15 protein-coding genes are annotated in these 18,445 nt (G+C 69.2%); 8 read left to right on the top strand and 7 right to left on the bottom strand.

All coding sequences use genetic code 11. The annotated features are described in order from the left end of the window. Positions 1 to 173: 173 nt before the first annotated feature. The 4 genes from EV380_RS12685 to EV380_RS17055 all read right to left on the bottom strand — a co-directional run bounded on the left by EV380_RS12685 (position 174) and on the right by EV380_RS17055 (position 5,862). Complete coding sequence (locus tag EV380_RS12685) at positions 174 to 1,730, bottom strand: FAD-dependent oxidoreductase (protein WP_130451459.1); 1,557 nt, start codon at positions 1,728 to 1,730, stop codon at positions 174 to 176. Then, the gene (locus EV380_RS12680; protein WP_130451458.1) at positions 1,727 to 4,021 is read right to left on the bottom strand and encodes a molybdopterin oxidoreductase family protein; all 2,295 of its coding nucleotides are present in this window, start codon (positions 4,019 to 4,021) and stop codon (positions 1,727 to 1,729) included. Before EV380_RS12680 ends, EV380_RS12685 begins: the two co-directional genes overlap by 4 nt. Positions 4,022 to 4,038: 17 nt before the next feature. After that, positions 4,039 to 5,436 carry an MFS transporter gene (locus tag EV380_RS12675; protein ID WP_130451457.1) on the bottom strand — a complete coding sequence of 466 codons (1,398 nt, stop codon included), beginning with the start codon at positions 5,434 to 5,436 and terminating at the stop codon, positions 4,039 to 4,041. A 225-nt stretch (positions 5,437 to 5,661) separates the two neighbouring features. Beyond that, entirely contained in the window at positions 5,662 to 5,862 is a 201-nt protein-coding gene (locus EV380_RS17055) for a hypothetical protein (RefSeq protein ID WP_423219048.1), read from the bottom strand. Positions 5,863 to 6,126: 264 nt separating this feature from the next. On the opposite strand from EV380_RS17055, the gene EV380_RS12665 reads away from it, so the two are divergent. The 6 genes from EV380_RS12665 to EV380_RS12640 all read left to right on the top strand — a co-directional run bounded on the left by EV380_RS12665 (position 6,127) and on the right by EV380_RS12640 (position 12,946). After that, positions 6,127 to 7,314: a histidinol-phosphate transaminase gene (locus tag EV380_RS12665; RefSeq protein ID WP_130451456.1), complete on the top strand. Its 1,188-nt coding sequence runs from the start codon at positions 6,127 to 6,129 to the stop codon at positions 7,312 to 7,314. A gap of 163 nt (positions 7,315 to 7,477) precedes the next feature. After that, positions 7,478 to 8,662 carry a pyruvate dehydrogenase (acetyl-transferring) E1 component subunit alpha gene (gene pdhA, locus EV380_RS12660; protein ID WP_130451455.1) on the top strand — a complete coding sequence of 395 codons (1,185 nt, stop codon included), beginning with the start codon at positions 7,478 to 7,480 and terminating at the stop codon, positions 8,660 to 8,662. Beyond that, positions 8,659 to 9,633: an alpha-ketoacid dehydrogenase subunit beta gene (locus tag EV380_RS12655; RefSeq protein WP_102159708.1), complete on the top strand. Its 975-nt coding sequence runs from the start codon at positions 8,659 to 8,661 to the stop codon at positions 9,631 to 9,633. The genes pdhA and EV380_RS12655 overlap by 4 nt, the downstream gene beginning before the upstream one ends. A 12-nt stretch (positions 9,634 to 9,645) precedes the next feature. Next, positions 9,646 to 11,154, top strand: a complete 1,509-nt coding sequence (locus EV380_RS12650; RefSeq protein WP_130451454.1) for a dihydrolipoamide acetyltransferase family protein — start codon at positions 9,646 to 9,648, stop codon at positions 11,152 to 11,154. A gap of 152 nt (positions 11,155 to 11,306) precedes the next feature. Beyond that, on the top strand, positions 11,307 to 11,999 hold the full coding sequence (locus EV380_RS12645; RefSeq protein WP_130451453.1) for a hypothetical protein: 693 nt from the start codon (positions 11,307 to 11,309) through the stop codon (positions 11,997 to 11,999). 140 nt (positions 12,000 to 12,139) lie between these two features. After that, a complete protein-coding gene (locus tag EV380_RS12640; RefSeq protein ID WP_130451452.1) occupies positions 12,140 to 12,946 on the top strand; it encodes a hypothetical protein in 807 nt (268 codons plus the stop codon). A 29-nt stretch (positions 12,947 to 12,975) separates the two neighbouring features. Here EV380_RS12640 and EV380_RS12635 read toward each other — a convergent pair whose 3' ends face one another. Both EV380_RS12635 and EV380_RS12630 read right to left on the bottom strand, forming a co-directional pair. Continuing rightward, positions 12,976 to 14,208, bottom strand: a complete 1,233-nt coding sequence (locus EV380_RS12635) for an MFS transporter (protein WP_130451451.1) — start codon at positions 14,206 to 14,208, stop codon at positions 12,976 to 12,978. Positions 14,209 to 14,263: 55 nt separating this feature from the next. Beyond that, on the bottom strand, positions 14,264 to 14,842 hold the full coding sequence (locus EV380_RS12630; RefSeq protein ID WP_102158889.1) for a TetR/AcrR family transcriptional regulator: 579 nt from the start codon (positions 14,840 to 14,842) through the stop codon (positions 14,264 to 14,266). 185 nt (positions 14,843 to 15,027) lie between these two features. Between EV380_RS12630 and EV380_RS12625 the strand changes: the two genes are divergently transcribed. Beyond that, the gene (locus EV380_RS12625) at positions 15,028 to 15,462 is read left to right on the top strand and encodes a carboxymuconolactone decarboxylase family protein (RefSeq protein WP_130451450.1); all 435 of its coding nucleotides are present in this window, start codon (positions 15,028 to 15,030) and stop codon (positions 15,460 to 15,462) included. After that, positions 15,459 to 16,337: a sigma factor-like helix-turn-helix DNA-binding protein gene (locus tag EV380_RS12620; protein WP_242607611.1), complete on the top strand. Its 879-nt coding sequence runs from the start codon at positions 15,459 to 15,461 to the stop codon at positions 16,335 to 16,337. Before EV380_RS12625 ends, EV380_RS12620 begins: the two co-directional genes overlap by 4 nt. Before the next feature lie 7 nt (positions 16,338 to 16,344). Here the strand turns inward: EV380_RS12620 and EV380_RS12615 are convergent, their stop codons facing one another. Continuing rightward, positions 16,345 to 18,426, bottom strand: a complete 2,082-nt coding sequence (locus EV380_RS12615) for an alpha/beta fold hydrolase (protein ID WP_130451449.1) — start codon at positions 18,424 to 18,426, stop codon at positions 16,345 to 16,347. Between the last annotated feature and the right edge of the window lie 19 nt (positions 18,427 to 18,445).

Genomic DNA, 18,445 nt, shown 5'->3' with positions numbered 1-18,445 from the left:
TGGGCGGAAATGCCGGATTCACAGGGGATTCATTCCAAGTCGTGGTCTACCGTTGCTGCATGAACGAGCGACGCAAAGTGTGGACGGTCATCGCCATCGGCCTGGCCGTGTTTGCCGTGTCAGTCGCCATCATGATGTCCGGCGTTCTCGCGTACTGGCTCGACTCCGGGTAATCACGCCCTGACGAGGCCCTCCGCGTCGCCGCTCGCAGCCGGGGCGGTGGCGAGGATCGCCTCGATCTTGTCGCGGCAGCCACCGCAGCCAGTGCCCGCACGGCACGCGGAGCCGATCGATTCGACGCTCGCGTTGCCGGCGTCCCGTGCCTCGACGACCTGGCCGTGGGTGGCGCCCGAACAGCGGCACAGCACGTCGTCGGGTGACGGCTCGGCCTCGACCGACATCGCCGCGTCGTCCAGCCGGAAGAGCGTGGTGCGGTCCGCGGGCAGTTCCCGGCCGCGCTCGTAGAGCATGACGAGCTCGGCGGCGGTGCGCGGCATACCGATCGCCACGAACCCCGAGAGCACACCGTCCTCGGTGACCATCTTGACGTACTTGCCCTGCCGTGGGTCCGCCCAGACGGAGACCCGCTGCGGCCCCTCGTCCCACAGGCTCACGTCGACCAGGCCGCCGGCGGCCATGTCGATTCCGCGGGCCTTGAGCAGGATGACGCCGGGCAGCTCCTGGGGCACGCCTGCGGAGTACGGGTCTTCGGCCGCACGTCGGGCCTCAGCAACCTCGTCGATGGGGCCGTCGAGGAAGGGGTTGCGGACGCGGTGCGTGGCGAAGTATCCGGCGAGCCAGCTCGCCTGCGACCAGCCCGGCCCGATCAGGCCCGACGGGCGGGCGCCGTCGACGGCGGCGCAGTCACCGATCGCGAAGACCCGGTCCTCGGTGTCGGCGCAGAGGCCCTGGTCCACGTGGATGCCGCCGCCCGTGGTCAGTCCGCACCCGGCCGCAATCTCATCGCGCGGGCGCACGCCGATCGACAGGACCAGCAGGTCGCCGTCGATCACCGTGCCGTCGTCGAGCTCGAGCCCGGAGAAGGAATCCCGCTCCTCGCGCACGCCGACGGCCGTGGCCGACGGGACGAGCTGCACGCCCGCCGCGCACAGCCGCGCGGAGAGCAGCCGGCCGGCGTCGGCGTCGACGGCGCGGGCCATCGGGAAGTCGCCGTTGTGCACGAGCACGGCCTGGCCGCCCTGCTCCTGGACCAGGAGGGCGGCCTCGACGCCGAGCACGCCGCCGCCGAGCACGACGACGCGACCGCGAGCCTCGATCACGCTCCGCAGGGCGGCCGCGTCCTCCAGATCGCGCAGCGCCGCGACGCCGGCGGGCAGCTCGGGTTCGACGTGGGGCGCGAAGTTCAGTCCGCGCAGGGTCGGCAGCACCGGGCGGGCGCCGGTCGCGAACACGACCCGGTCGTAGGCCAGCGCCTCGCCCGTCTCGAGCACGACGTGCCGGCGGGAGCGGTCGACCCGTTTCACGATCGCGCCGACGCGCACGTCGACGCCCTGTCCGCGCAGCTCGTCGACGTCGGCCATCGTGATGGCCTCGACGTCGGCGCGGCCGCCGCCGACCTCGCCGACCATGACGCGGTTGTACGCCGCGTGTGGCTCCGCGCCCAGGACGGTCAGCTCGATCTCGCCGGCGGCCAGCGTGGGCAGCAGGTCTTCGACGAGCCGGGCCGACACCGGACCGAACCCGATCACCACGATGCGTTCCGCGCTCATACCGCTGCTCCTGTTCTCGCGTCGTCCGGGTGTGATTCCCGCTCGGGGGCGGGGACCGCCCGTGCTGTCACCTTGGCGTTCTTGAACGCCGGCATCGAGCTGATGGGGTCCAGAGCGGAGGTCACCAGCCGGTTCACGCTGCCGAGCCCCGGGTAGTGGAAGGGCACGAACACCGCGTCCGTGCGGATCGCCGCGCTGTACTGGCAGCGCACGACGACGACGCCCTGGCTGTTGCGCAGTTCGATCCAGCCGCCGTCCTCGAGCCCGAGCTGGGCCGCGGCGGCCGGATGGATCTCGGCCCGTGCCTCGGGTGCCGCGGCGGCGAGCGCCTCGGTGCGACGGGTCTGCGCGCCGGACTGGTAGTGCTCGAGCAGCCGGCCCGTGATGACCGTCAGCGCGAGCGCCGACGGGTCGCCGTCCGGGCGAGAGCCGCCGTTACCGACTCGGCGCAGCCCGGCGGCGTCTCCCGGCGGGGTCGGCGCGGGGCGGACGGGGACCAGTTTCGCGCGCCCGTCCGGGTGGGCGAAACGGTCGAGGAAGAGCCGCGGGGTGCCGAGCATCGCCCCGGCCGGTGCGGCGCCGCCGTCGTCGTGCTCGCTGGCCCGGAAGGGCCAGTAGACCGCGCGGCCCGCGTCGAGATCGGCGTAGTCGATGCCCGAGTAGTCGGCGAGGCCGCCGGCGGAGGCGGCGCGCAGCTCGTCGAAGACCTCGCGGGCGTCACGCGAGTACGTGCCCGGTGCGCCGAGGCGGCGGGCGAGTTCGGCCATGATCCAGAGCTCGTCGCGTGCGCCGGGCGGCGGTGTGAGCCCGCGGCGGCGGCGCAGGATCCGGCCTTCAAGGTTGGTCATGGTGCCCTCCTCCTCGGCCCACTGCAACACGGGCAGGACGAGGTCGGCCTCGGCGGCCGTCTCGGAGAGGAAGAAGTCGGCAACCACCAGGAAGTCGAGGCGGCGCAGGCCCTCGATGACGCGGTTGGCGTCGGGGGCGGAGACCGCCACGTTGGAGCCGTGCACCATGAGCACGCGGGGCCCCGGTGTGCCGTCGGGCAGGGTGCCGCCGTGGGAGCCGCCGAGGCTGTAGAGCAGCTGCGCGGCGGGGATGCCGGGGCCAGGAATGAGGGATTCGGGCACACTCCAGGCGGCGGCGACGTGCGCGCGGGCAACCGGGTCGTCGATCTTGCGGTAGCCGGGCAGCTGGTCGGACTTCTGCCCGTGTTCGCGCCCGCCCTGGCCGTTGCCCTGCCCGGTGAGCGTGCCGAAGCCGCCGCCGGGCGTGCCGGGCAGCCCCAGCAGGAGCGCGAGGTTGATCGCCGCCGTCGTCGTGTCGGTGCCGTTCGCGTGCTGCTCGATCCCGCGGCCCGTGAGGACGAAGACCTTGGCCGGGGTTTCGCCGCGCACGACGGCGTCGCGCGCCTGCCGCGCCGCGTTGCCGAGGTGGTGGGCGGCCCGGCGGATCTGTGCAGCCGGGACGCCCGTGACCTGCTCGGTGCGCTCGGGCCACCACGGCGCGAGCGTGCGGCGGAGGGCCGCCAGGCCGGAGGTGCGGGCGGCGAGGTACTCGAGGTCGGCGAGGCCTTCGTTGAGGATCACGTGGGCGAGGCCGAGCAGCAGCTCGAGGTCCGTGCCGGGCGCGGACTGCAGGTGCAGGCCGCCGGCGTCGTCCGTGAGGGCGGCGGTCGCCGACTTGCGGGGGTCCACCACGATCAGGCCGCCGGCCGCGCGGGCCCCTTCGAGGTGCTGGACGAAGGGCGGCATGGTGTCGGCGACGTTGGAGCCGAGCAGCAGAATCGTGGAGGCCTGCTGCAGGTCGGTTAGCGGGAACGGCAGGCCGCGGTCGAGGCCGAAGGACCGGTTGCCGGCCGCGGCGGCCGAGGACATGCAGAAGCGGCCGTTGTAGTCGATGAGGCGGGTGCCGAGCGCTAGCCGGGCGAACTTGCCGAGCTGGTAGGCCTTCTCGTTGGTGAGCCCGCCGGCACCGAATACGGCGATCGAGTCGGGCCCGTGGGCTGCCCGCATTGCGCTGATCTTCTCGGCGAGGAGATCCAGAACCTCGTCCCACCCGGCCTCGCGGAACTCGCCGTCGTCGCCGCGCAGCAGCGGGGCGGTGATGCGCTGGCGGGAGGCCAGCAGCTCGGGGGCAGAGAAGCCCTTCCGGCACAGGCGCCCGTTGTTCGTGGGGAAGTCGCGGCCCTCGACCGCCGCCCCCGCGCCCGTTTCGGAGGACGGCGCGGGGGTGAGGGTCATCGCGCACTGCAGGGCGCAGTACGGGCAATGCGTGGCGGTGGTCGACATAGTGGGGGATAGCCTCTTTAGACGCCCTGGCGGGCGAACACGGTGCCCGGGCGAAGGTAGAAGAACCAGGTCACGGCCATCATGACCACGTAGGCGATGACGAACCCGATGAACGCCGCGTTGTAGGCGCCGGTCGTCGAGGCCGAGAAGCCGAGCGCCTGCGGGATCATGAAGCCGCCGTACGCGCCGATGGCGGAGATGAGGCCGAGGGCGGCTGAGGCCTTGCGCTCGGCCGAGACGCCGTCGTTGCGGTCCACGGACTGCAGCGAGAACACGGTGGGGATCATCTTGTAGGTCGAGCCGTTGGCGATGCCGCTGGCCGTGAAGAGCAGCAGGAACAGGCCCAGGAAGACCCAGAAGTTACCGAGCGGGAGCGTGAGGACCACGCCCACGGTGATGAGCGCCATGACGGCGAAGGACACGATCGTGATGCGGGCGCCGCCGATGCGGTCGGCGAGCTTGCCGCCGTAGGGGCGGGACAGGGAGCCGACCAGCGGGCCGAGGAAGGACAGCGACAGGGACGCGGAGACGATCGAGAACGTCGAGAACTCGGGGAACGTGTCGGCGATGAGCTTCGGGAAGACGGCGGAGAAGCCGATGAACGAGCCGAACGTGCCGATGTAGAGGAAGGAGATGACCCACAGGTGCTTCTCCTTCAGGGCGGCCACCGCGCCGGTGATGTCGCCCTTCGCGTGGGAGAGGTTGTGCATGTACTTGCGGGCGCCGAAGGCCGCCAGCAGGATGAACGGGACCCAGATCCAGCCGGCCATGGGCAGGTTCAGGGCGGTGGCGGCGAAAACGGTCACGGCGATCGGGACGATCAGCTGCACGACGGCGGCTCCGAGGTTGCCGCCGGCGGCGTTCAGCCCCAGCGCCCAGCCCTTCTCGCGGTCCGGGTAGAAGTAGGTGATGTTGGCCATCGAGGAGGCGAAGTTGCCGCCGCCGAAGCCGGCGGTGCCGGCGAGGAACAGCAGGACGGCGAACGGCGTCGCCGGGTTGGACACGGCCAGCGCGAGGCCCACGGCCGGGATGAGCAGCAGCAGGGCGGAGGCGATGGTCCAGTTGCGGCCGCCGAAGCGCGCGATCATGAACGTGTAGGGGATGCGCAGGGTGGCGCCGACCAGTGCCGGGATCGAGATCAGCCAGAACACCTGGCTGGTGCTCAGGTCGAATCCGGCCTGCGGCAGGAACACGGCCGTGACGGACCAGAGCTGCCAGACGACGAAGCCGAGGAACTCGGCGAAGATCGACCACTTGAGGTTCGTCTTCGCGGTGCGTCGTCCGATCGACTCCCAGAAGTGCAGGTTTTCGGAGTCCCAATTGTCGACCCAGCGTCCGGGTCGCATGTCCAGCGTGGCAGGTTGACGTTCTGGGGCGACGGGCGGGGTCGTCGCCGTGCGATCAGTGGTGCTCATGGTGGTTGTCCTCCGCGTGAGTTGGCGGTGCTTGGTCGATGGTTCCAAGCCTGCCCGGCGAAGATTTCACGACGCGTTTCATCGTGTTGCGCTTACTTCAATCTACTCTCACGCCCCCGGACGCGTCGTGTGAGAAGTTGCGTACCCCCAGCTGAGGTGGGGTTTCTCTGGTCACGGTTCGTCATCTCGTCCCGACCGTGACGCCCGTCACGCTCGCGGTCCGCGTTAGAGGGCGAGGGTCAGGATCAACGTCGTCGCCGACAGCGCGAGCATGCCGAGGCAATTGATCCAGAACTCGGACTTCAGGAATCTGGCTTTGACGTGCGCGACGCTGGCTGCGACGAAGTAGGCGATGACACCGACGTTGGCAGCGATGCCGACCCCGGGGAACCAGAACCCTGCGATGAGTCCGGCCGTGGCGACCAGCTTGATGTAGACGAGCGTCCACCATCACTCACGGGGGAAGTTGACACCCGAGAGGCACTGGGCGATGAATGTGGGCGGCCTGATCGAGAGGAGGGCGTCGCCCAGAACGACGGCGGCCAGGATGGCTGTGTGCCACCAGGGAGCGGATGCAATGACCCTTGTTTTCCTCCGGGGTGCGTGGGCGGGTGATCGCTAACCTAGTACAGCGACTGCGGCCCGTGGTGGCCATCACAGGCAGCATCCGGTGGGCGATATCCTGTCTGTATGACGCAATACAGCAGTGCGGCTCGCGACGAAGCGGGCGCGCAGAACCTAGAGACAGCAACGGAACCGCAGACCACCCCCCTGCAGGCGAACGCGGTCCAGCCGCGACCCGTGCTGGACCGTCTCCCGAAGTACGCGGCCGGAAAACCGCCGGCGCCGATCGAGGGGCTGACCTCCTACAAGCTCTCCTCCAACGAGAACCCGCTGCCGCCGATCCCGGCCGTTCTCGACGCCATCCGCGAGCACGTCGGCACCTTCCGCTACCCGGACCCGCTCTCGACTGCGCTGCGCGGCGCATTGTCCGAATACTTGGACGTGCCGGCCGAGGACATCGTCACCGGGGCCGGCTCCCTAGGCGCCCTGACCCAGATCCTGAACACCTTCGCCGGGCAGAACGAGGACGGCGTCCAGGACGAGGTCGTCTACGCGTGGCGTTCGTTCGAGGCGTACCCGATCGTCGTCGGCACCGCGGGCGCCCGCGCGGTCGAGGTCCCCGTTCTCGACGACGGGCGCCACGACCTCGAGGCCATGGCCGCAGCCGTGAACGAGCGGACCACCGTCGTCGTGCTGTGCACCCCTAACAACCCGACCGGCCCGATCCTGCGCACGGACGAGGTCGAGCGGTTCATCGCGGCCGTCCCGCGGAACGTGCTCGTCGTGATCGACGAGGCCTACACCGAGTTCGTGCGCGACGACGACGCCGTGAACGGCATCGAGATGTACCGCAAATACCCGAACGTGGCTGTGCTGCGGACCTTCTCCAAGGCCCATGGCCTGGCGAATCTGCGCGTCGGTTACTCGATCACCCGGCCGGAGATCACCGCCCACCTGCGGGTGATCGCGACCCCGTTCGCGGTCTCGACGCTCGCCGAGCGGGCCGCGATCGCCTCCCTCGAGAACGCCGACGCCGTTGCCGAGCGCGTCGAGTCCCTCGTGCAGGAGCGACGACGCGTGGTCGCCGGGCTGGCGGAACTCGGTTGGGAGATCCCCGAGGCGCAGGGGAACTTCGTCTGGCTCAAGCTCGGCGAGGCCGCCGCCGATTTCGCTGCGTACGCCGCCACGCACGCGCTGTCGGTGCGCGCGTTCGCCGGCGAGGGCGTGCGCGTGAGCATCGGCGAACCCGAGGCGAACTCGCGATTCCTTGAAATTTGTAGGAACTATCCAACGAAGCCCCGGCTTTCAAAGTAGGTCTAATTCGCCGCAAGTCCGCTTCCGACCAGTAGGCTGGTACAGGACTTCCGTAAATATGCCGCTCGCGGAATGCATTCCGCAAGCGGCATATTTCGTTGGAACACCACGTCAGAATTGAACGTTGAGACGATCAACACCCCCGATGCGAAGGGACACCCGCATGGCGACGACCTCTCAGGCCTCTCCGGCGAGCGACGGGCTCATGACGCCAGACGCCGCCGCCGCCGACGGGCCGCTGATTCAGCTGCTCGACGAGCGCGGCGAGTTGCACGCCGACGAGCGGTTCTCCGCCTACGTGGCGGACGTCGACGCCGACGAGCTGCGCAGCATCTACCGCGACATGGCCCTGACGCGCCGGTTCGACGTCGAGGCGACCGCGCTGCAGCGCCAGGGGCAGCTTGCGCTCTGGGTCCCTTGCCGAGGTCAGGAGGCCGCGCAGATCGGGTCTGGCCGCGCCACGCGCCCCGGCGACTACATCTTCCCGACCTACCGCGAGCACGGCGTCGCGTGGACCCGCCAGGTCGACTTCGCCGAGATGCTGCGCATCTTCCGGGGCGTCTCCAACGGCGGCTGGGACCCGCGGGAGAACAACTTCCACATGTACACGATGGTGCTCGCCGCCCAGGTGCCGCACGCGACCGGGTACGCGATGGGCATCAACCACGACCAGTCCGACTGGGATACCGAGCGCCGCGCTGCTGAGGGCGACGCCGTCGTCGCGTACTTCGGGGACGGTTCCTCGTCCGAAGGCGACGTGCACGAATCGATGGTCTTCGCCGCGAGTTTCGACGCACCGATCGTCTTCTTCTGCCAGAACAACCAGTGGGCGATCTCGGTGCCGTTCGAGGTCCAGTCCAAGGTTCCGCTGGCCTCCCGCGCCGCCGGCTACGGCTTCGAGGGGCTCCGCGTCGACGGCAACGACGTCCTCGCGTGCCTCGCCGTGACGCGCTACGCCCTCGAGCACGCGCGCCGCGGCGACGGCCCAGTCTTCATCGAGGCGGTCACGTACCGCATGAGCGCGCACACGACTGCCGACGACCCGACCAAGTACCGGGCCTCAGAGGAGGAACTGTCGTGGGAGCCGAAGGACCCGCTGCTGCGGCTCGAGGCCTACCTGCGCTCCTCCGGCGCCGGCGACGACGCGTTCTTCGAACAGGTCGCCGCCGACGCGGACGAGATGGCCGCGGGCGTGCGTGCCAAGGCGTTCACGTTCCCAGACCCGGTCCTCGCGGACTCGTTCAAGAACGTCTACGCGGAGGCGCACCCGCTCATCCGCGAGGAATCCGAGTGGTTCCGCCAGTACGAAGCCGGCTTCGCCGACAACCACCCGGGAGGCGCCCGATGACCACGATGACCATTGCGAAGGCCATCAACTCCGGGCTGCGCCGCAGCCTCGAGTCGGATGAGAAGTCCCTGCTCATCGGCGAGGACATCGGACGCCTCGGCGGCGTCTACCGCATCACGGACGGGCTCCTGGCGGACTTCGGCACGCGCCGCGTGATCGACTCGCCGCTCGCCGAATCCGGGATCATCGGGACGTGCATCGGGATGGCGCTGCGCGGCTACCGCCCCGTCGCCGAGATCCAGTTCGACGGGTTCGTCTTCCCCGGCTTCAACCAGATCACGACGCAGCTGGCCAAGATGCGCGCCCGCTCCGAGGGCCGGCTCACGGTCCCCGTCGTCATCCGCATCCCCTACGGCGGCGGAATCGGCTCAGTCGAGCACCACTCCGAGTCGCCCGAGGCGCTCTTCGCCCACACGGCCGGGCTGCGCATCATCACCCCCTCGAACGCTCAGGACGCCTACTGGATGATCCAGCAGGCGATCGAGTGCGAGGACCCGGTCATCGTCTTCGAGCCCAAGCGCCGCTACTGGCTCAAGGGCGAGGTCGACACCGAGCGCCCCGCGCTGGACGCGTTCAAGGCCCAAGTCGTGCGCGAGGGCCACCACGCCACGATCGTGGCGTACGGCCCGCTCGTGCCGGTCGCCCTCGCCGCCGCCGACGCGGCTGAGGAGGACGGATACAGCGTCGAGGTTGTGGACCTGCGTTCGATCAGCCCGATCGACTTCGACACCGTGGTCGCCTCCGTCGAGAAGACCGGCCGGCTCATCGTCGCCCACGAGGCCCCGACTTTCGGCGGCATCGGCGGCGAGATCGCCTCCCGCGTCTCCGAGCGCGCGTTCCTCTCCCTCGAGGCCCCGGTACTGCGCGTCGGCGGCTTCCACATGCCGTACCCGGTGGCAAAGGTCGAGGAAGACTACCTGCCGGACATCGACAAGCTGCTCGAAGCCCTCGACCGCCTCTTCACGTACTAAGGGATCACGCACATGAACACCTTCAACCTGCCCGATGTGGGCGAGGGCCTGACGGAGGCGGAGATCGTCTCCTGGAAGGTCGCCGCCGGCGATGCCGTGACCGTCAACCAGGTCTTCGTGGAAATCGAGACGGCCAAGTCGCTCGTCGAGCTGCCGTGCCCGTTCGCCGGCACGGTCGCCGAGCTGCACGCCGCTGAGGGCGAGACCCTCGAGGTCGGCAAGCCGCTCATCACGATCGACGAGGCCGCTTCCCCCGCCGAACCGGAGGCCCCGGACGCCGGCCGGCCGCTGCCCGAGGACCCGGCCGCGCAGTCGATCCTCGGTGAGGTCACCGAGCGCTCGCTCGACGACGAGGGGGAGGAGTACGACGGCGAGGCCACGCCCGCCGCCGACCGCACCCGCGCCACCGAGCCGGAGCAGACGGCCGGGCCGCTTGTCGGCTCCGGGCCCAAGGCCGACCCGGCGCGCCGCCGTCGTCGGCTGAATCGGCCGATCCCGTCGGCCGCCGTGCGCGAGGGGCTCAAGGGGGCCCGCGAGCGGTTCACCCCGCGGGCCGCGCCGACAGCGGCGGCGACGGCCGGCGTCGTGCAGGCCCGTGTGGCCGCCTCCGGTGCGGCCGTGAGCGGCCTGCTCGGGCGCGTGCTCGCGAAGCCGCCGGTGCGCAAGTTCGCCAAGGAGCTCGGGATCGACCTGGCCAAGGTGCCCGCGACGGGCGGCCAGGGCGAGATCACGCGCGAGGACCTGCTCTCCTACCAGGCGCAGCGCGAGGCCGAGCAGGCCGCCGCGCCGACGTTCTGGGACACCGGAAAGCGTGAGGAACAGCGAATCGAGCGGCAGCCCGTCAAGGGTGTGCGCAAGGCGACCGCGAAGGCCATGGTGCAGTCGGCGTTCAGCGCCCCGCACGTCTCGATCTTCGTCGACGTCGACGCGACGCGGACCATGGAGTTCGTGCAGCGGCTGAAGAAGTCCAAGGACTTCGAGGGCGTCCGCGTCTCGCCGCTGCTGATCCTGGCGAAAGCCGTGATCTGGGCGGCCGCGCGCAACCCGAACGTCAACGCTTCGTGGGTCGAGACCGAGACCGGCGCCGAGATCCAGGTCAAGCACTTCATGAACCTGGGCATCGCGGCGGCGACGCCGCGCGGTCTGCTGGTGCCGAACATCAAGGACGCGCAGGACTTGAGCCTGAAGGAGCTGGCGGTGGCGCTCAACGAGCTCGCGTCGACGGCACGCGCGGGCCGGACGTCCCCGGCGGATATGAAGGACGGGACGATGACGGTGACGAACATCGGCGCGCTGGGCATCGACACCGGGACCCCGATCATCAACCCGGGTGAGGTGGCGATCGTCGCGTTCGGCACGATCAAGGAGAAGCCGTGGGTCGTCTCCGGCGAGGTCGTCCCGCGCTGGATCACGACCCTCGGCGGGTCCTTCGATCACCGGGTCGTGGATGGAGACCTCTCCGCACGGTTCATGGCGGACGTCGCCGCGATCATGGAGGAGCCGGCACTCCTGCTCGACTGAAGGGTGGACGCGCGGCGCAGGCGGCCATGATGGGAACGCTTTGCAACGATTCCGAACCGGATCTGGCGGACCCGAGACGCCGCTGCGAGACTGGCCCCTCAACCGGCCGACGGGGCCCGCCCGTCCGCGAGCGCCGGAGTGGAGGTCGCGTCATGTCCTGCAGTGCAGCCGAAGAGAAGAGCTCGGGTCCGGGGCGCCGGAGGCTGGTCCGGCGTGCGCGGGCGGCCTCGGCGGTCGTCGCGACGGCGGTCCTGATCGCCGGGTGCGCCACGGATGCGGGCCGTTCGGACGACCTGCCCGATGTCTCTGACTGGCAGGTGTACAGCAACGACTTCCTGACCTTCTCCTATCCGGAGGGGTGGACGGTCGAGGAGCACGGCGACCTCGGCGACGGCGCGAGCGCCGGCGTGCAGGACGAGAACGGGAGCTGGGTCGCCGTCTTCTCTCCGCGTCCCGTTGCACAGGGACCGGAGAGGGATCCCCAGATCCAAACCGTCGAGGTGCTCGATCGTCGGCCGGTCACGACGGGTGCGAGCGCAGAGCAGGTGCTTCTGACGACGTTCACTGAACCGATCGAGACTCCTCAGTGGGCGGTCGCGTGGGTGAATCGGCTCCAGGTCCAGTTGCTGGCACCCGAGCAGGCTGAGAACTATCTCGACCTCCAGATGTATTCACCCGGCTATAGGCAGGACGACGACGGCTGGGGCGTCTTCCGCGTGATCGTGGACCTCGTCGACGCTGATGGCGAGCGGAACGACGACCCCACCTTGGAGCAGGCGCAGGACTTCCTGGAGACGGAGCGCTACCGGCAGATCCTGGCCATGATGGACAGCGTGAGCGGCTGACCTTGCAGTCGTCCGGTCCCCGGGCGCGGCGGCAGCTCGCCGCAGGATGTCCAGCAAACTCCAACAAGCACCTGAGAGACTGCTGTCAACGGCGACGAGGACGTTCGCCGACCGGGTCCACGAGGCAATCGGAGGAAGGCATGACACGCGGCGAGGCAACTCAACACCCCCGGAGTGCGCGGCCCGGACGCGCCCGGACGCGGGGCGCGAGTGCCGTCGTCGTGCTGGCGGCGACCGGCGCGCTGCTCGCGGGCTGCACCGGAGGACAGGCGGAGCCGACACCGACAGACACGGGCGAACCCGTGCAGTCGCCGAGCGCGGCACCTTCCCCGACGTCCGAATCGCCCGACCCGTCGAGCTCCCCCGAGACCGAACAGCCGGAGATCCCAGAGATCACCGAAGACGATCTGCTCGAGACCTATGACTGGCAGGAGTTCGACAACGGCTTCGTCGAGTTCGAGTACCCGCCTGAGTGGGACGTCGTCACCTCGGCGGGTCCGGCGGCGTCCTGGCTCATGGACGTTGTCGACGAGGAAGGGGGCGTCGTCGCGCAGTTCACGCCGGAGCCCTTCGAGGGTGACGCCGACGGGCCCATCCTCGTCAGCGCGGTCGACGAGCTGGGCCGGATCGCCGTCGACACGGACGCCGACGCCGACCAGATCCTGCTGACCGTGGCGACCGAGCCCTCCGAGGACGCGACCGAGAACGTGCGGAAGTTCCAGGTCGGCATCCTTGATCCGGAGCAGGCGGAGGCGTGGCTGACGGAGCTGCGCTCCCCGCTGGGATTCATGCAGACCGACGACGACTGGGCGTACTTCGTCTCCACTGCCGAGTTCCTGCAGCTTGACGGCGAAACCGTGGAGGATCCCGATGACGCGCAGATCGCCGAGTTCATGGGGACGGAGCGGTACCTGCAGCTGCTGACGCTCATGGAGAGTGTGGACTGAGACCTCGCACGCGTCGTCGGCGTTGCCGGTCAAACGCGGGAGAGTTGCTCCTGGCTGGTCTCGTGGAGTTCAGCCTGCTTGGACCGGCGCTGCAAGACCCATGCCCAGGTGGCGAATCCGACGGCGCCGAGACCGAGTGCGGCTGAACCGGCGAGAGGCGACAGATAGCCCATCCCTGCGCTGATCAGCAGGGCGCCGACCGTCGGGCCGATCGTATTGCCGATGTTGAAGGCGGCCACGTTGAAGCCGGCGACCAGTACCTGCGAGTCGCTGGCGATCTGGAAGACGCGTCCGTTGAGGGCTCCCGCAATCGAGAACGACGCGATGCCGAACAGGACGAACGCGCCCAGGAAGCCGGGCGCCCACCCGGAGAATAGCCACATCAGGGCGAGTGAGACGAGCATGCCGGCCAGGCTCAGGAAGATGTTGCCGAGCATGTTCACGTGCGCGTAGCGGCCGCCGATCATCACCCCGATGAGAGTGCCGACACCGAACATGAGCATCGCAACGCTCACAAGGTGCTCGGGGAGCCCTGCGACCTGGGTGAGCATGGGAGTGATGTACGACAGGGTGGTGAAGACGGCTGATTGGAACAGCACGGTGGTCCCCAGTGCGACGAGCAGGGGCAGCCGCTTGAAGATGACGATCTCGCGGCGGAGGATCCGGCCCAGGGGCTCCGTGGAGGGCGTGTGCTCCCCGTCGACGAAGAGTGCCGTGAGGACCAGACCGATGGCCGAGAAGATGCCGACGGTCACGAAGACCGCCTGCCACCCCCAGAGGTGTCCGACAAAGGAGCCCAGCGGAATGCCGAGGACGTTCGCCAGGGTGATGCCGCCGACGAGGGTGGCGATCGCCCGACCCGAGTAGGCGGCCGGCACCATGCGCACGGCTACGACGGTGCCGATGGCCCAGAACGCCGCGCACGCGATTGCCGAGACGAGGCGAAGAGCCAGAATGACGCGGTAGTCCTCGGTGAGGGCCGTCGCGAAGTGGGCGGCCGTGAAGACGCTCATGGCGGTCAGGAGGGTGGACTTCGGTGGAAGGGTGATGGTCAGCGCGGAAACGATCGGGGCGCTAACGAACATCCCGATCGCGAAGACGGTGATCGACAGGCCCGCGTCCGGGATCGAGATCCCGAGTTCGCCGGCGAACATCTCCAGAATGCCGGCCATCATGAATTCACTGGTCCCAAGCGAGAAGATGCCGAGCGTCAGGATGAGGATGCCGAGGGGCATGCGCCCGTCAGTTCGTGACGTGCTCATGATTGTCCTCCATGGTTTTGTACGTATCTGTTCAGTATGTGGGGGCCTGCCGCGGTCACAGCAGCGCCATGAGCGTGGCGTGGATGCGGCGCGAGTCGGCGTCGTCGAGCGCCGTTCGACCGAGGGTTTGCAGTCCGGCTACGGTGGCGTCGACGAGCGCGGCGAGGTCGCGCGCGGGTGCGCAGTTGGTGATGCTGCCGTCGCGTTGGCCGCGGCGGACGAGCTCCTCGAGCATGGTGCGGGAGTCGCGCAGCGAGCGCCGCAGGAGGTGGCCGACGGCCTCGTGCTTCATTCCGAGTTCGCCGGCGAGGCGGAGGATGAAGCATGATTCCCGCTCTGCCGTGGCGAACTGCAGGGTGATCAGGTCGGCGATGAGGCCGTCGATGATCTCGCGACCGGTCCCGTCGCAGTCCAGTGTCTGGCGGTAGTCGTCCTGCCGGAGCAGCGCGTATCGCTCGAGCGTTCGCATGAGCAGGATCTCCTTGCTCTCGAACGCGTTGTAGAAACTCGAACGGCTCAGGTCCGTGGCGTCGCACAGCTGTTGGGTGCTCGTTGCGGTGAAGCCCTGGTGACTGAAGACCTCGAGGGCCTTGTCCAGGACGTCGTCGGGTTCGAATGCGCGGGGGCGTGCCATGTCTCGATGCTAGGCCGTTCTGAACACTATTGTCCATAACTTAGGATGTGAGGCGGGTCACCCGTGGTGTCCGAGGTCGTCTATGCCGAGAATGTTGGCTCCGGCCGTCACACTTTCGCATCCCCCATCGACAGATTGGTGACGCCGGAAATCGCCCGGCGTCAGACGACGACGATGGAGCGAAGATGACACGAATGAATATGTTCTCCGCCAACCGGGCTGGCTATGCGGCTGCGCGCGGTCTCGAGGAGCACGTGCGGAGCGCCGTCCCTGAAGATCTCTACGAGATCGTGAAGCTGCGGGCGTCGATTCTCAATGGGTGTTCCTTCTGCACGGACATGCACTCTCGCGACGGGCTCGAGCGCGGTACGCCGGCGGCCAAGCTCTTCGGTGTGGCGGCGTGGCACGAATCGCCGCACTTCGACGACCGCGAGCGGGCCGTCCTGCGGCTTACGGACGCGGTGACGCGGCTCGCACCCGAGGGAGTGCCCGACGACGTGTGGGACGAAGCGATGCTGCATTTCCCGGAGGGCGAGGTGGGGGAGCTGGTGCTGGCGATCGCTACGATCAACGTGTGGAACCGGATAGCCATAACGACGCGGCTCGAACCGATGGCGTGACGTCATACGCCCCGCCCGCCCCCGGAGTGCGGGCATGGGCCGACGAACGTCCGCGATTGCTCGGGCTGGCGTACCAGATGCTGGGCGGCTTGGCTGATGCGGAGGACGTTTTGGCCGAGGTGGGCGAGCAAGTGGCGCGCATGAGCAGGCCCGACCAAGACGTCGTCCGCTCGTGGCCGGCCTTCTTGACGACGCTCGTGACGCGCCGGTCGATCGATGCGCTGCGGGCGGCCACTCGGCGCCGCGAGGACTACATCGGGCCGTGGCTGCCGGAACCCGTGGACACGGCCCGGCTGCCCGACGCTGAGGTAATGGATCGCGAGATGCTCTCTCTGGGCATGCTCCACCTCATGGAGCAGCTCTCCCCGGAGGGTCGCGCGGCCTACGTACTGAAGAACGGGTTCGGGATGAGCTCGCCGCAGATCGCCGAGATTCTCGACTCGACTCCGGCGGCTGTGCGCCAAGTACTCTCCCGTGCGGCCCGGCGCCTCGAACCCGACAGGGAACCCGCGCATGAGCCGGCAGCTGTCCGGATGCTGCTGGCTGAACTCCTGGACGCGGTATCCGCGGGTGACGTCGACCGCACCGTCTCACTGCTGACGGACGACGTCACGTGGTGGTCCGACGGCGGCGGGCGCGTCAAGGCGGCCATCAACCCGATCTTCGGCCCGGACCGTGTGGCCCGGTTCCTGGTCGGAGTCTTCGCGGACCGGGGCGGCGTCGCCGTCGAGTGGCGCAACGTCAACGGCGCCCCGGCCCTCGTGCTGGTCTACGACGGCCGCAGCCACGTCCTGCACGTCGAGGCCGCAGCCGGCCGGGTCCGGGCGATCCGGTTCGTCGCCAACCCCGACAAGCTCGCGCGACTCGACGGCTGAAGCTGGCTTAGCCGAGGAGTTCCGGAAGTTCCTGCGGCCCCTTCTCCAAGACGCGCTCGGCGAGGAAGCCGAGGTTCACCTGGTACCAGATCTTCGCGTGCTGCGGGGTGAGGATCCAGTGATTCTCGTCCGGGAAGTACAGGAACCGGTGCGCGGTGGTGCCGTCCGCCTCCTGCGGCAGCCCCGATTTGGATAGCAGCTCGTACCAGAGGCGCAGGCCCTCGCCGATCGGTACGCGGTAGTCCTTGTCGCCGTGGATCACGAGCATCGGGGTCCGGATCTCGCTGACGTAGCGGTGCGGAGAGTGGGCCTCCTGCATCTCTTCGCTCATCTCGCGGGCCCAGAAGAAGGAGGCGTCCGTCGTGGGGCCGAATCCGTCGAGCGCCCACAGGCTCGCGTGCGTGACGATCGCTTTGAATCGATCCGTGTGGCCGGCGACCCAGTTGGCCATGTAGCCGCCGAAGGAGCCGCCCATCGCGGCGGTGCGGGTTTCGTCGATGTCATCGCGTACCTCGGCGGCGTCGGTGATCGCCATCAGGTCGGTGTAGGGCGCATCGCCCCACGCGCCCCAGCCGCGGTCGATGAACGACTGCCCGTAGCCCGTCGAGAGCGCCGGGTCCGGCAGCAGCACTGCGTAACCGGCAGCCACCAAGATCCACGGCGTCCAGCGCCAGCTCCATGCGTTCCATGAGGCGACCGGCCCGCCGTGGATCCACAGCAACAGCGGCGCCGGGCTCTGGTCGGAGGCGCCCTCCGGCAGCGCCAGCCACGCGCGAACGCGCGTGCCGTCGTCGGCCATCGTCTCGATTTCGGTCAGCGTGCCCGGCAGCTGCGGGCGCTCGGCGGGCCCGCGCAGTGCGGTCAGCGGCGCGACGCCCTCGGCCAGCTGCGTCAGATCGAGCCGCACGGGCTCGGCTGGGAATTCGTAGCTCGAGCGCAGGGCGTAGGCGGCGGTTCCGTCGCGGGCGATCGTGACGTCGGTGAACGCACCTTCCTCCGTCAGGCGTGTGACCGCATCGGTCGCCAGGTCCAGGTGGAAGACGGGTGAACGGCCGTCCTCGTCGGCGGTGATTAGCAGGCCGCTTGCGTCCGGCAGCCACTTCACGGACGTCGGGTACCTGTCCCAGACAGCCGCGATCTGCTGGTCCTCACCGGATTCCAGGTCCAGCACACGCAGCTCCTGGCGCGAGGGGAGCTCCGGAGTCGAGCGGACCCAGCGGGTGAAGACAACGTGCGATCCGGCAGGGCTGATCGCCTGGACCGAGTACTCGTGCTCGTCGTCGGCTGCCCGGAGCACGGTTGTCGCTCCGGTCGCGACATCGATCCGGACCAGATCGGTCCGAATGCTGCCGCGGCCCTCGGGTGTGTGCCAATCGGTGACGAGGAACGTGCCGTCGTGGGCGACGTCGTATCCCGTCTCGGTCAGGCGCCCGTGGGTGTCGGTACCGACTTCGCGGAGCGGCTCGCCGGCAGCACCGTCAGAATTCAGCGCGAGTGCATAGTAGCGAGGTGTGGCCGGGCCCAGATCGTGGTCCCAGAAGCGCACGGGGTAGCCGTCGTGCAGGATCGCGGCGACCTTCTTGTCTTTGCGGCCCTTCTGCACCTCGGCCTCCGCGGCCAGGTCACCCGCGCGGCGGGTCGCGTCAGCTTTCAGAACGACGACGTCCGTCCCCGTCGTGCGCGCCGCCGCGATGCCGCCGGGGTGCTCGGCGAGCAGGCGGGCCTCGCCGCCGCCGGCCGGCAGGGACCAGAGGGCAGGCTTGTCCTCGTTCTCCGTACCCGGACGGGCGGCGGTGAAGAGCAGGTCGCCGGCGGCGGTGAACGCCGGGGCCGACTCGCCCTTCGCACCCTTGCCTGCGTCGGCGCCGCGGGACACCTGGCGTGCAGGGCGCTCTCCCGTGGGATCGATTTCCCACAGTGCGCTGACGTAGGCGGTCCGCTCCTCGTTCAGCGTGCTGAGGCTGGAAACGAGGCGCGTGCCGTCGTCGTTCAGGGCGAGCCCGCTCAGGCGCGGCAACGCGATGAACGCGTCGAGGTCGTGGAACGGGGAATTCTGAAAGGAATGCTTGGTATGTGTCACGTGACACATACTGCCACTGCCGCGCGGA

Source organism: Zhihengliuella halotolerans (assembly GCF_004217565.1).
Classification (GTDB): Bacteria; Actinomycetota; Actinomycetes; order Actinomycetales; family Micrococcaceae; genus Zhihengliuella; species Zhihengliuella halotolerans.
Note: the sequence above shows the minus strand (reverse complement) of the source record. Positions and strands in the feature narration are given on the sequence as shown.